Consider the following 12,759-nt stretch of genomic DNA (forward strand, 5'->3'; position numbering starts at 1 on the left):
CGTCCGACACCGCACCGCAGGGCCGGCATGCCGCGCGCGCGACCGGTACAATCGCTCCTTTTAGCCGCCGCGGTGCCTCCATGAAAGTCACGCTCATTCCGGTCACGCCGTTCCAGCAGAACTGCTCGCTGCTCGTCTGCGAAAAGACCGGCCGCGCCGCCGTCGTCGATCCGGGCGGCGATCTCGAACGGATCGAACAGGAGATCGCGCGGCAGAACGTGCAGGTCGAGAAGGTGCTGCTCACGCACGGCCACGTCGATCACTGCGCGGGCGCGAAGGCACTCGCGACGCACTACGGCGTGCCGATCGTGGGACCGCAGGAAGACGAGCGCTTCTGGATCGAGCAACTGCCGATGCAGAGCCAGCGCTTCGGCTTCCCGGCCGCCGAAACGTTCGAGCCGGACCACTGGCTGAACGACGGCGACACCGTGCAGTTCGGCGACGAGACGCTCGAGGTCTATCACTGCCCCGGCCACACGCCCGGCCACGTCGTGTTCTTCAGCCGCGCGCATCGCGTCGCGATCGTCGGCGACGTGCTGTTCGCCGGCTCGATCGGCCGCACCGATTTCCCGCGCGGCAACCACGCGGACCTCGTGCGCTCGATCAAGGAGAAGCTGTGGCCGCTCGGCGACGACGTCACGTTCGTGCCGGGCCACGGCCCGGTGTCGACCTTCGGCGACGAGCGCCGCACGAATCCGTTCGTGTCCGACAAGGTGTTCGGATGAACCAGACCGCCATCCCCGAAATCTACGTCAGCACCGACGTCGAGGCCGACGGGCCGATTCCTGGCCCGCACTCGATGCTGAGCTTCGCGTCGGCCGCCTATACGGAGGACAAGCAGCTGATCGCGACGTTCTCCGCGAACCTCGAGACGCTGCCCGGCGCGCAGGCCCATCCGGTGCAGGAAGCGTGGTGGAAGACGGAGCCGCAAGCGTGGGCCGCGTGCCGGCGCGACCTGCAGGCGCCGGCGGCCGCGCTCGTCGCGTACGTCGAATGGGTCGAGGCGCTGCCCGGCAAGCCGGTGTTCGTCGCGATGCCGGCCGGCTTCGATTTCACGTTCATGTTCTGGTACATGATGCACTTCGCCGGACGCTGCCCGTTCTCGTGGTCGGCGCTCGACATCAAGACGCTCGCGTTCGCGATGACGGGCCTGCCGTACCGCAAGGCGATCAAGCCGCGCTTTCCGAAGCACTGGTTCGACGATCATCCGCACACGCACGTCGCGCTCGACGACGCGATCGAGCAAGGCGCGCTGTTCTGCAACATGCTCGCCGACCTGCGCCGCCAGCAAGCCGCGCTCGCGGGCCTCGCGGTGGCCGACACCGACCGGTCGGAACAGGCGGGAGCAGGACAAAACCCAACGGATCCGCGGGCAAATTAGCGAATCTCGCTCAACGGCGCGCCGCCAGATTGCCTTTCCTTTCCCGGGCCTCTAACATTCAGCGTGTTGTAGCTGCCGCATGGAGGCGCAGGTGACGCTCGATTCCTTTTCGCAAAAAATCCTTCGCCTGTTGCAGCTCGACGCGCGCCGTTCCGTGCAGGAAATCTCCGACCAGGTCGGCCTGTCGAGTACGCCGTGCTGGCGCCGCATCAAGGACATGGAACAGTCCGGCGTGATCCAGCGCTACACCGCGCTGCTCGATCGCGAGAAGCTCGGCCTGCACGTCTGCGCGCTCGCGCACGTGCACCTGACCCGCCACAACGAAGGCGGCGTCGAACAGTTCGAGCGCGAGATCGCGACCTGCCCGGAAGTCACCGAGTGCTACAGCACGACGGGCGAAGCCGATTACATCCTCAAGATCGTCGCCCCCGACATCAAGGCCTACGACGTCTTCCTGCACGAACGGATCTTCAAGATCCCGGCCGTGTCGCAGGTGCGCACGAGCGTCGTGCTGCGCGAAATCAAGTTCGACACGCAACTGCCGCTGTAACGCGCGGCCCGCGGTCGCGGGCGCCGCTCACGCCTGCGCCGGCAGCCCGCGCGTGAAGCCGATCCGGCGCGCGCCGAACTGGCGCTTCAGCGCGTCGACATCGAGCCGGCCGGCCAGTGCCGCGTCGGTATCGCCCGCGCCGGCGTCGAGCGTCACGTCGATCTCGAGCCCCGTACTCAGGTAGTGCAGGTTGATCGCGGCCGGATGCAGCCCGCGCTGCGCGAGCGCGGCCTCGAGCCGCGCCGCGATCTCGGCGCGCGGCGGCAGCGCGAGCGCCGGACGGCGCGCCACATCGTTCTCGGGGTCGACGTGGATCAGTGCGTCGAGCACGCGCGGGTCACGCAGCACGCGCGCTCGTGCGGTTTCCGCGATGTAATGCCCTTCGGAGACGGAGATCATCGGATCGACGAGGATGTGCGCGTCGACGAGCGCCGCATCGCCCATCTTGCGCGTGCGCAGGTCGTGCACGTCGCGCACGCCCGGCGTCGCGGCGAGCAGCGCGCGGATCTCGGCCGTGTCGGTGGTGTCGAGTGCGCGATCCGACAGGTCCTGCAGCGCGTCATAGCCGAACGTCCAGCCCATGCGCGCGACCATGAAGCCAACGATCGCGGCGGCGATCGGGTCGAGCAGCCGCACGCCGGCGAGACTGCCGACGATGCCGATCGCGACGACGAGCGACGATGCGGCATCCGAGCGCGCATGCCATGCGTTCGCGACGAGCATCGCCGAACGCACGCGCCGCGCCTCGCGCAGCATGTAGCGGAACAGCGCCTCTTTCGACACGAGCACCGTGAGCGCGACGATCAGCGCGGAAAAATGGACGGCCGGGATGTTTTCGAGATTCACGAGACGGTTGCCGGCGCGCCAGAGCATGCCGATGCCGACCGCGATCAGGATCGCGCCGAGAAACAGCGACGCGACGGTCTCGTAGCGGCTGTGTCCGTAATTGTGATCGGCATCCGGCGATGCGCCACTATGGCGATTCGCAACCAGTACGACAAAATCCGAGATCAAATCGGAAATCGAATGGATACCATCGGCAATCAATGCCTGCGAATGCGCAACCACGCCGACGACGATCTGAAACGTCGCAAGCACCACATTCAGCACGATACTGACGAGGGTGCTCTTGCGCGCGACCGCGTGCTTATCTGCGCTTTGTGCGTCGTCGGAAAACGTGGACATGAAATACGAGATATCGGTTGGGATACGTAATTCTACCAAACGACCCTCGCGGGGCATTCCGATAACCCCAAATTTTCCATTTAAATCAATCGCTTATGCGAACGGGTCGCATTTTCATTCACGCGCCGTTTCTGACATTTCCATGACAGAACGCATACATTCCGATCCCACGATACAAAAAAGCCGCGCTCCTGCACGGATACGCGGCTCTTTTCGAGGCAATGATTTAAACAGTCGTTTAAATCGAGAACTGTTCGCGGTCCTTGCCGGCGATCCAGCGCGGCGGCTTGCCACGGCCCGACCACGTCGCGCCCGTTTCCGGATCGCGGTACTTCGCTGCCACGCCTGCGCGCGGACGACCGACCTTGCCTGCCTTCGCGCGGCTGAGGCCGAGTTCGGCGAGCGAAAAGCCGTAGTCGGCAATTTTCTGCTTCACGTCATTCAGCACTTCGGCGTATTCGCGCGACTTCGCTTCTTCGATTTGCTTCTCCAGCTTCTCCCGCTGGGCCAGCAGGTCCTTGTAAGAAGACATAGTTTCCCTTTCGATATGACCAATGGCGCCGATCTGCTGCCGGCTCACCATTCATGAAATATTTGTGCCTCGGATTTTGAAGGCAGAGATTAGCACAAAAAAGATTTGATAGAAGCAGGATTCATGAAAATCCCGAGACCAATTGTAATTCACGCATGTCATTTTGACCGGCCACGGCCTTTTCTCAAATTTTTACGCGCTTGCATAGAGATTAGGACATTACCGATCCGGAAATAGGTCTATCAACATACGCAATTACCCGCATTCGGAAAAATCAAAGCTTTCATCCGGCGACATGTTTGCGAAAATCGTACGGCGCGTGACGCTAAACAGACAAAGCTGAATCCGCGGCCTCACGTCACATCCCGCGCGCAGGCCATCAACCGCTCGCGCAGCGCGCCGGCATCGCCGGGCACCGGGTCGAACGGCGTGCGCACACGGCGGCCGTCGCAGCGCCAGTCGGCGCCGTGGCGGTCGACGCCGAGCAGGTCGAGCCCGGCGCGGCGCGCAGCGCTCGAGTCGTATGCGTCCCACAGCGCCCGTTCGTCGTCGAACCCGAGCGGCGGCAGCGCATCGAGGCCGGTGCCGTCCACCCAGCCCATCCGGCCGAATCCACCGATATAGCGCAGCCGCTCGATCTCGAGCGCCCAGAACGTGAAATCGCCGAGCGCGAGATAGCGCGCGGCGTCGGGTTCGTAGCGCAGGTAGCGCGCGGCGACATGCGGCGCGTCGCCGAGCGGCACGAAGCGGCCGAGCAGCGTCGCGCGCTCGGCGTTCAGCACGTCGCCGTCCGGCGCGTCGACGACCAGGAAGCCCGCGCGCGGATCGGCGGCGAGGTTGCGTGTGTGCTCGGCGAGGCCGCTCACGAGAATCACGGGCCGATGATCCGCATCGGGTGCGAACGGCACGACCGTCGGATAGGGAAAGCCTTGCGGGTCGCGCGCGTGGGTCGCGAGCGTGCCGAGCGCGCAGCGATGCAGCAGGTGCAAGGCAAGGACGGGATCGATGTTCACGGTGACTCCTGCGTTCGGAAGGCCTGATGGCAAGGGTGGCGAAGGCGGGCCGCGCCGGAACGCGTCGGGCACGCCGCCTGCGCATCGATGTTACCCGCGGCGGCGGCTTGCCGGGCATCGGCCGGATGGCCGACGCGCCGCGTGAAGGCGAAGTGCGCGCCTATCACGACCGGCCGCACGGCCAGCGCGCCGGCAAGACCGTAAACGGTTCGATAGAATCGGACGAATCCGACGGGCGCGACGCGCCCGCGCATCGTCCATTCAAGAGCGCTCCGTGTCCGAATCCTCCTCCCGATCCTCGTCCGACTTTTCCGCGCCGCCCGACGCGCATCGCGTGCTGGCGTTGCCGGTCCGCCAGCGCGCACGCACGGCCACGATGGCGCTGTTCTTCGTCGCCGGCATGATGTACGCGTCGTGGGGCGTGCACGTGCCGACCGTGCGCGACAAGTTCGCGTTGAGCCCGGGGCTGCTGTCGATCGCGCTGTTCGCGGTCGCGGGCGGCTCCATCGCCGCGATGCTGACGATCGCGCGCTGGATCGCGCGCGTCGGCTCGCGCACCGCGTGCCTCGCGGGCGGGCTCGTGATGTCCGCCTGCGCGGCGCTGATCCTCGTGGTCCCCGATTACTGGATGCTGCTCGTCGTGCTCGCGCTGTTCGGCTTCTCGATGGCGACGCTCGACGTCGCGATGAATGCCGAGGCGAGCGCGGTCGAGATCGCGCTCGGCAAGCCGATCATGTCGTCGCTGCACGGGATGTTCAGCATCGGCGGGATGTCGGGGGCGGCGGCCGGCGGCGCGCTGCTGTCGGCCGGCATGGCGCCGGCCGTGCATCTCGCGCTCGCGGCGGCCGTCAGCGCCGCGGTGCTGCTCGCCGCGAGCCCGGCCGTGCTGCCGCACGTGCCGCATCACGAACACGCGCACGGCGGCGGCAACCGCTGGCGCTCGCCCGCGCTGTGGATGCTCGGCGGCATCGCGTTGATCGCGCTGATCGCCGAAGGCGCGATGTACGACTGGGCGACCGTCTACATGCGCGACGTCGTCGCGGCGAGCCCCGCGCTCGCGAGCGCCGCGTATGCGGCGTTCTCCGGCGGGATGGCGGTCGCGCGTTTCGCCGGCGACGCGGTGCGCGCGCGCTTCGGCGCGCCGCAGCTCGTGTTCGCGAGCGCGTCGCTCGCGTGCGCAGGGATGATCGGCGCACTGCTGCTGCCGAACCCGATCGCCGTGCTGACGGGCTTCACGCTGATGGGTCTCGGCCTCGCGAACATGATGCCCGTGCTGTTCGCCGCCGCCGCGCGCGTGAAAGGCATCCACGCGGCCGAAGGCCTCGCGCACGTGGCCGGGCTCGCGTATTTCGGACTGCTGTTCGGTCCGGTCGTGATTGGCGCGGTCGCGCAGACGGCGAACCTGACCATCGGGCTGGCGGTCGTCGCGCTGTGCGCGGCGCTCGTCGCGGCCGTCGCACCGAAGGTCCTCGCACACCTGAAGATCTGACCGCGCGGCGGGCGCGCCAAAAAGAAAGCGCGCCTGCGTTGCCGCAGGCGCGCTTTCACCCCTTCTGTCGACCGCTGTTCAGCTTACATCTTCACTTCGTCGAGCAGCGTCTTCTTGCCGCTCTTGTAGTTGTACAGCGAGATCACGCCGTGCTGCAGGTCGCCCTTCGAGTCGAAGGTCGTCGTGCCGATCACGCCCGAGTAGTTCGTCGCCGGCATCGCAGCGAGAATCTTCGCCGGATCCGTCGAGTTCGAGCGCTTCATCGCATCGACGATGATGTACACGGCGTCGTACGTGAACGGTGCGTAGATCTGGATCGGCTGGCCGAAGCGCTTCTCGTACTTCGCCTTGAACGCCGCGCCGCCCGCCATCTTCTCGAGCGAAGCACCGGCTTCCGAGCACACGACGTTGTCGGTCGCGTCGCCGGCCAGGTCGGCCAGCTTCTCCGTGCACACGCCGTCGCCCGCGAGGATCTTCGCGCGCAGGCCGAGCTGCTTCGCCTGTTTCGCGAACGGGCCGCCGGTGGCGTCCATGCCGCCGTACATGATCGCGTCCGGGTTCTCGCCCTTGATCTTGGTCAGAATCGCGCGGAAGTCGACCGCCTTGTCGTTGGTCGCGTCGTGCGACATCACCTTCAGGCCGAGCGCCTTCGCCTTCTTCTCGAACTCGTTCGCGAGACCCTGGCCGTAGGCGGTCGAATCGTCGACCACCGCGACGCTCTTGATGCCCTTCGAGTGCGCGTAGTTCGCGAGTGCCGGGCCTTGCTGCGCATCGGTCGCCACCACGCGATACGTGGTCTTGAAGCCTTGCTGCGTGTACGCCGGGTTGGTCGCCGACGGCGAGATCTGCACGATGCCCGAATCGCTGTAGATCTTCGAGGCCGGGATCGACGTGCCCGAGTTCAGGTGGCCGACCACCGCGACGACCTTGTCGTCGACGAGCTTCTGCGCAACCTGCGTGGCCTGGCGCGGGTCGGCCGCGTCATCCTGCGCGTCGAGTTGCAGCGTGATTTTCTGGCCGCCGATCGTGAGACCCTTGGCGTTGATCTCCTCGACTGCGAGACGTGCACCGTTTTCGTTGTCCTTGCCCAGGTGTGCAATACCGCCCGTCAAGGGCGCGACGTGGCCGATCTTGACGACTTGATCGGCGGCCGCGTTGCTTGCCGCTGCAACGCACAGCATCGCCGCTGCGGTGATAGGCAACAGCTTTTGCATCTTGATATTCATGTAAGTCTCCAGTTTCGGTCCCAATAAACGCCATCGCCCGGTGCCCCGCTGCCATCCCTGTGTTTGCATTCACTGGACGATTCGCCGGTTGCATCGTTCATGCACTTGGCCTCAAGCACGTGGGAAGCAACCGCTTTTAGCAGCCGCCCGCCCGTACTTGCGCGCAAGTGTAGGTGATCAAATTAATTTGTGGGACTTTTTTGGGGTAGTGGTAACACTACCGATACGGGCGCTTTGGAATGACTGCTCGAATGTCGCCGCAAGCCCCGCCGGATAAGGGTTTCCGCTAGTTCCACGCGGCCTGGCGAAAGGTTGATTTAAAGCATTCCCGTGTCATTTCGATTCGGTATTTTGTGCGCGGGATCATTGAATGAAACGCGCGTGACAACGCGCGCGTTTCGTGTGCCGACGCGAGCCGCTCCGGCGGCCGTCGAATCGTTTACGCAGGCACCGCGCGCCATTCGGCGTCGAGCGCGTCGACGAGCTGCGACGTCGTCAGCGCGGCGTCGCGCCGCCTGGCGAGCGGCGCGCCCTGCCCGGCCCACAGCGACAGGTAGTCGCCGTCATTCGCGCGCGCGGCGGCCTGGCGCAGCGGCTGGGTCAGCGCGTTCTGCACCGGATACGGCGCGGCATCGGCCACGCGTTCGCCGAGCCGCATCATCAGCGCATTGCTCAAGCCACGCGCATGGCGGCCGGTGATCGCTCGCGTGACCTGCGTCGACGTATCGGCGCTCGCGAGCAGCCGCGCCTTCCAGTCCGCCGCGATCGCGCTTTCCGCACACGTCAGGAACGCGGTGCCGAGCTGCGCGCCCTGCGCGCCGAGCGCGAGCGCGGCGGCGATCCCGCGGCCGTCCATGATGCCGCCCGCGGCGAGCACGGGCAGCCCGGTCGCATCGACGAGCTGCGGCACCAGCGCGAGCGTGCCGATCAGCGCATCGTCGGCCGGGCCGATGAAGGTACCGCGATGGCCGCCGGCTTCGGCGCCCTGCGCGGACAGCGCGTCGGCGCCGGCCGCCCGCCACGCGAGCCCCTCGGCGACGTGCGTCGCGGTGCCGATCACGTAAGTGCCGGCGGCCTTCAGGCGCGCGACGTCGGCCGCGTCGAGCACGCCGAACGTGAAACTCGCGACCGGCACGCGCAGCGCGACGAGCGCGTCGAGCTGCGCGCGGAAGTCGGGCGCGTAACGCGCGGGCGTGCTGCCCGGCGGCAGCCCGAGCGTCGCGTTCAACGGATCGATCGCGGCGAGCGCGCGAGCGACGGTCGCCGCGTCGGGCGCGGCGTCGGGCAACACGAACAGGTTCACGGCGAACGGACGCGACGTCGCCGCGCGAATCGCGGCGACTTCGGTCGCGAGACGGTCCGGCTCGAACGCGCCGGCGCCGAGACTGCCGAGCGCGCCGGCGTTGGACGCGCCCGCGACCATCGCGGCCGTGGTCGCGCCGACCATCGGCGCCTGCACGAGCGGCAGGCGCAGGCCGAAGCGTTCGGAAAACGGGGTGGAAAATGTACGGGCTGGCATGGCGAATCCTTCGGGGGCGATGCGCGAAAGCGCTTTGTAAAGGCCGACACTTCGACTCTATCGAAGCCGCCCGCCGCCGAAAAATGAATAATCGAGATCGAAACGATCGCTGCGCGAGAAGCGGGTTCGGCACGCGGGTTCGAGCCGCGCATACCCGGCCGGCGCGCCGCTTGCGCGCGCTGCAGCGTCCGGGGATTGGTGGCACACTGGGCCGCCTCCATTTCCATCCGCGGCGCGCATGTCGCGCGCCCGTTCGCCAGGAGTTCAAACGTGACAGCCCAATGGATCGACATCCCGACCGGTAACGACAGCTTCGGCGGCTATCTCGCGCTACCCAAGCGCGGCAAGGGCCCCGCCGTCATCATCATCCAGGAAATCTTCGGCGTGAACGCGCACATTCGCGCGGTCGCCGACCAGTACGCGGCCGACGGCTTCGTCGCGCTCGCGCCGGACGTGTTCTGGCGCACGCAGCCGCGCGTCGAACTGACCTACGAAGGCGCCGATCGCGACAAGGGCATCGAGCTGATGAAGAAGACCGACGTCGGCCTCGCGGTCGCGGACATCGGCGCGGCCGCCGACGCGTTGCGCGCGCGCCCCGAAGTCGCCGGCAAGGTCGCCGCGATCGGCTACTGCTTCGGCGGCCAGCTCGCGTACCGCGCGGCCGCGGCCGGCAAGGTCGATGCGGCGGTCGCCTACTACGGCGGCGGCATCCAGAATGCGCTCGACCTCGCCGGCAAGATCACGCAGCCGATCCTGTTCCACTACGCGGAGAACGACCACGCGATCCCGCTCGCCGCCGTCGAGCAGGTGAAGGCCGCGTTCGCGGGCGGCCACAATGCGTCGTTCCACCTGTACCCGGGCGCCGAACACGGCTTCAACTGCACCGACCGCGCGTCGTACAACCAGCGCGCCGCGGCGCTCGCGCACGGCCGCACGCTGACGTTCCTCGCCGAACACCTGTAAAGGCCGCCGGCGGCGGGTCCGGCGCGCCGGGCCCGCGTTATCCTCCTTTCATCGCCACGAGTCACAACGGGGGTGACCGCGATGCACTCGGACTATCTCGCGCATGACGCGATCGGCCTCGCCACGCTCGTGCGCGAACGCAAGGCGAGCCCGCGCGAACTGCTCGACGCCGCGATCGGCCAGGCCGAAGCGGTGAACGGCGCGATCAACGCGATCGTGCTGCAGGACTACGACGCCGCGCGCAAGCGGGCCGAGCAGGCCGGCGACACCGGCACCGACGCGCCGTTCGCGGGCGTCCCGTATCTCGTCAAGGATCTGGGCGCGGCGGTCGCCGGGCTGCCGCTGTCGATGGGCAGCCGGCACTACCGCTACTTCGCCCCCGCCGACGATTCGCCGCTGATCGCGCGCAGCCGCGCGGCCGGGCTCAACGTGTTCGGCAAGACCAACACGTCGGAAATCGGCCAGATGCCGTACACCGAACCCGAGCTGTTCGGCGCGTGCCGCAATCCGTGGGACATCGATCACACGCCCGGCGGCTCGAGCGGCGGCGCGGCCGCGGCCGTCGCGGCCGGCATCGTGCCGCTCGCGCATGCGTCCGACGGCGGCGGCTCGATCCGGATCCCCGCGTCGTGCTGCGGGCTGTTCGGCCTGAAGCCGAGCCGCAATCCGGTGCTGGTCGACCTGCCTTCGAACGGCGAGCTGGTCGTCCAGCATGCGGTGTCGCGCAGCGTGCGCGACAGTGCGCTGCTGCTTGACGTGACGACCGGCCAGACGCTGCCGCCCGGCGCACCCGGCACCTTTCTGGGCGCGCTCGACGCGCCGCCCGGCCCGCTGCGGATCGGCCTCGTCGTCGACCCGATGCTCGCGCCGGCGCTCGCCGGCGACACGCGCGCGGCGCTCGACGACGCGGCCGCGCTGGTCGAATCGCTCGGCCATCACATCGAACCGGCGACGCTGCACATCGACTACGCGCGCGCGGCCGAAACCTTTCTCACGCTGTGGGCGACGATCGCCGAGGAGCTGGTGCTGGGTGCGCGCGCGCTGACCGGACGCACGCCGAAGCGCGCGGAGTTCGAGCCGGCGACGTGGGCGATGGCCGTCGTCGGCAGGCGCGTCGCCCGCGCGCGCCTGCCGGACGTGCTCGAATGGCAGCGCCAGCTCACCGTGCAGGTCGCGGGCCTCGTGTCGCGCTACGACGCGATCCTGTGCGCGACGCTCGCGGGGCCGCCGGTCAAGATCGGCGAGCTGCAGCCGACGCCGCTCGAAGCCGCGCAGATGAAGCTGCTCGGCGCGCTGCCGGTGAAACCGCTGCTGCGCGAGATGCTCGCGAAGGCGTCGGAAAAGGCCTTCGCGTGGGCCGGCTGCACCGAGCTGTTCAACCTGACGGGCCAGCCGGCGATGTCGGTGCCGCTCTGGTGGAACGCGCGCGGGCTGCCGATCGGCGTGCAGTTCGTCGCGCGCCACGCCGACGATGCGTTGCTGCTGAGACTCGCGCGCCAGCTCGAACAGGCGCGGCCGTGGTTCGACCGGCGGCCGCCGCTGATGCAGGCGCAGCGCTGACGCCGGCGCGGCGGGCGGACCGGCCGACCGGCAGCGAAAAAAAAGCCCAGCCGGTTTTGCCGGCGGGGCTTTGACGCATGCAAGCGCGTGATGACGCTTACATGGACAGCCGTTCGCAGATCGTCCGCGTCGCGGCCGCCGCGTTCAGCGTATAGAAGTGCAGGCCCGGCACGCCTGCGTCGATCAGGCGCTGGCACAGGCTCGTGACGACGTCCGCGCCGAACGCACGGATCGCGTCGCGATCGTCGCCGAAGCTCTCGAGCCGGCGCGCGACCCAGCGCGGCACTTCCGCGCCGCACATTTCCGAGAAGCGCATCAGCTGCGAGAAGTTCGTGATCGGCATGATGCCCGGCACGATCGGCACGTCCACCCCCAGCTTGCGCGCATCCTCGACGAAGCGGAAATACGCGTCCGCGTTGAAGAAGTATTGCGTGATCGCGGAATTCGCGCCGGCTTTCACCTTGCGCGCGAAGTTCTCGAGATCGGCCTTCGGCGAGCGCGATTGCGGGTGGTATTCCGGATAGCCGGCGACTTCGATGTGGAACCAGTCGCCATGCTCGGCGCGGATGAAGCTGACGAGCTCGGACGCATAGCGCAGCTCGCCGACCGCGCCCATCCCCGACGGCAGGTCGCCGCGCAGCGCGACGATATGCCGGATGCCGTGCGAGCGGTACTGGTCGAGGATCGCGCGCAGGTTGTCGCGCGACGAGCCGATGCACGACAGGTGCGGCGCGGCCTCGAGGCCGTCCTTCTGCATGTCGAGCACGGTATCGAGCGTGCCCTGCTGCGTCGAGCCGCCGGCGCCGAACGTCACGGAGACGAATTTCGGCTTCAGCGGCAGCAACTGCGCACGCGTCGCGCGCAGCTTCTCGACGCCCTCCGCCGTCTTCGGCGGGAAGAATTCAAACGAGAGTTCGATCGGTTTCATGATTCGCAAGAGTGGGCCCGGCCGTCAGCCGATGTCGCGCTGCCCGAAGATCAGCGCGGACAGCAGCCACGACACGATGCTGTACAGGATCGAACCGAAGAACGCCGACCAGAAACCCGACACCTCGAACCCTTTCAGCAGCGACGACGCGAACCAGAAGCACAGCGCGTTCACGACGAGGATGAACACCCCGAGCGTGACGATCGTGACGGGCAGCGTCAGCAGGATCAGCACCGGCCGGATCACCGTGTTGATCAGGCCGAGCACGACCGCAATGATCAGCGCGGTGCCGAAGCTCTTGATGTGGATCGACGGCACGAGGTACGTGATGATCAGCAGCGCGAGGGCGTTGATGACCCAGGTGAGGATGACGCTCATGGAGGGCTCCGGTTCGGTGGTCGATCTGGTCGATC

General features: G+C 67.6%; 13 protein-coding genes. 6 read left to right on the forward strand and 7 right to left on the reverse strand.

Going from position 1 to position 12,759, the window contains the following annotated elements:
- Positions 1-80: 80 nt before the first annotated feature.
- From U4Z31_RS15470 to U4Z31_RS15480, 3 genes are all read left to right on the forward strand, one after another.
- A complete protein-coding gene (locus U4Z31_RS15470; RefSeq protein WP_044846354.1) occupies positions 81-725 on the forward strand; it encodes an MBL fold metallo-hydrolase in 645 nt (214 codons plus the stop codon).
- Positions 722-1,381 (forward strand): exonuclease, encoded by a 660-nt coding sequence (locus U4Z31_RS15475; RefSeq protein ID WP_044846355.1) that lies wholly within the window; start codon positions 722-724, stop codon positions 1,379-1,381. Before U4Z31_RS15470 ends, U4Z31_RS15475 begins: the two co-directional genes overlap by 4 nt.
- Positions 1,382-1,460: 79 nt before the next feature.
- Positions 1,461-1,931 (forward strand): Lrp/AsnC family transcriptional regulator, encoded by a 471-nt coding sequence (locus U4Z31_RS15480; protein ID WP_006477376.1) that lies wholly within the window; start codon positions 1,461-1,463, stop codon positions 1,929-1,931.
- A 27-nt stretch (positions 1,932-1,958) separates the two neighbouring features.
- Here the strand turns inward: U4Z31_RS15480 and U4Z31_RS15485 are convergent, their stop codons facing one another.
- The 3 genes from U4Z31_RS15485 to U4Z31_RS15495 form a co-directional block, all read right to left on the reverse strand.
- A complete protein-coding gene (locus U4Z31_RS15485) occupies positions 1,959-3,116 on the reverse strand; it encodes a cation diffusion facilitator family transporter (protein ID WP_044846356.1) in 1,158 nt (385 codons plus the stop codon).
- 238 nt (positions 3,117-3,354) lie between these two features.
- Positions 3,355-3,648, reverse strand: coding sequence for an H-NS family nucleoid-associated regulatory protein (locus U4Z31_RS15490; protein WP_096508184.1), 294 nt, complete (start codon positions 3,646-3,648; stop codon positions 3,355-3,357).
- A gap of 353 nt (positions 3,649-4,001) precedes the next feature.
- Positions 4,002-4,661 carry a HugZ family protein gene (locus U4Z31_RS15495; protein WP_044846358.1) on the reverse strand — a complete coding sequence of 220 codons (660 nt, stop codon included), beginning with the start codon at positions 4,659-4,661 and terminating at the stop codon, positions 4,002-4,004.
- A 274-nt stretch (positions 4,662-4,935) separates the two neighbouring features.
- Between U4Z31_RS15495 and U4Z31_RS15500 the strand changes: the two genes are divergently transcribed.
- The gene (locus U4Z31_RS15500) at positions 4,936-6,150 is read left to right on the forward strand and encodes an MFS transporter (protein WP_044846360.1); all 1,215 of its coding nucleotides are present in this window, start codon (positions 4,936-4,938) and stop codon (positions 6,148-6,150) included.
- 83 nt (positions 6,151-6,233) lie between these two features.
- Here U4Z31_RS15500 and U4Z31_RS15505 read toward each other — a convergent pair whose 3' ends face one another.
- Both U4Z31_RS15505 and U4Z31_RS15510 read right to left on the reverse strand, forming a co-directional pair.
- On the reverse strand, positions 6,234-7,376 hold the full coding sequence (locus U4Z31_RS15505; RefSeq protein ID WP_044846361.1) for a branched-chain amino acid ABC transporter substrate-binding protein: 1,143 nt from the start codon (positions 7,374-7,376) through the stop codon (positions 6,234-6,236).
- 439 nt (positions 7,377-7,815) lie between these two features.
- On the reverse strand, positions 7,816-8,895 hold the full coding sequence (locus tag U4Z31_RS15510; protein ID WP_321810738.1) for a nitronate monooxygenase: 1,080 nt from the start codon (positions 8,893-8,895) through the stop codon (positions 7,816-7,818).
- A gap of 270 nt (positions 8,896-9,165) precedes the next feature.
- On the opposite strand from U4Z31_RS15510, the gene U4Z31_RS15515 reads away from it, so the two are divergent.
- Complete coding sequence (locus U4Z31_RS15515) at positions 9,166-9,858, forward strand: dienelactone hydrolase family protein (protein ID WP_044846363.1); 693 nt, start codon at positions 9,166-9,168, stop codon at positions 9,856-9,858.
- A gap of 81 nt (positions 9,859-9,939) precedes the next feature.
- Positions 9,940-11,418: an amidase gene (locus U4Z31_RS15520; RefSeq protein WP_321810798.1), complete on the forward strand. Its 1,479-nt coding sequence runs from the start codon at positions 9,940-9,942 to the stop codon at positions 11,416-11,418.
- A 97-nt stretch (positions 11,419-11,515) separates the two neighbouring features.
- On the opposite strand, the gene metF is transcribed toward U4Z31_RS15520, so the two are convergent.
- The gene (metF, locus tag U4Z31_RS15525; RefSeq protein WP_044846364.1) at positions 11,516-12,346 is read right to left on the reverse strand and encodes a methylenetetrahydrofolate reductase [NAD(P)H]; all 831 of its coding nucleotides are present in this window, start codon (positions 12,344-12,346) and stop codon (positions 11,516-11,518) included.
- A 24-nt stretch (positions 12,347-12,370) separates the two neighbouring features.
- Positions 12,371-12,724 carry a phage holin family protein gene (locus U4Z31_RS15530; RefSeq protein WP_006477367.1) on the reverse strand — a complete coding sequence of 118 codons (354 nt, stop codon included), beginning with the start codon at positions 12,722-12,724 and terminating at the stop codon, positions 12,371-12,373.
- Positions 12,725-12,759: the final 35 nt, after the last annotated feature.

It is taken from the genome of Burkholderia sp. BCC1985 (genome assembly GCF_905339915.1).
Classification (GTDB): domain Bacteria; phylum Pseudomonadota; class Gammaproteobacteria; order Burkholderiales; family Burkholderiaceae; genus Burkholderia.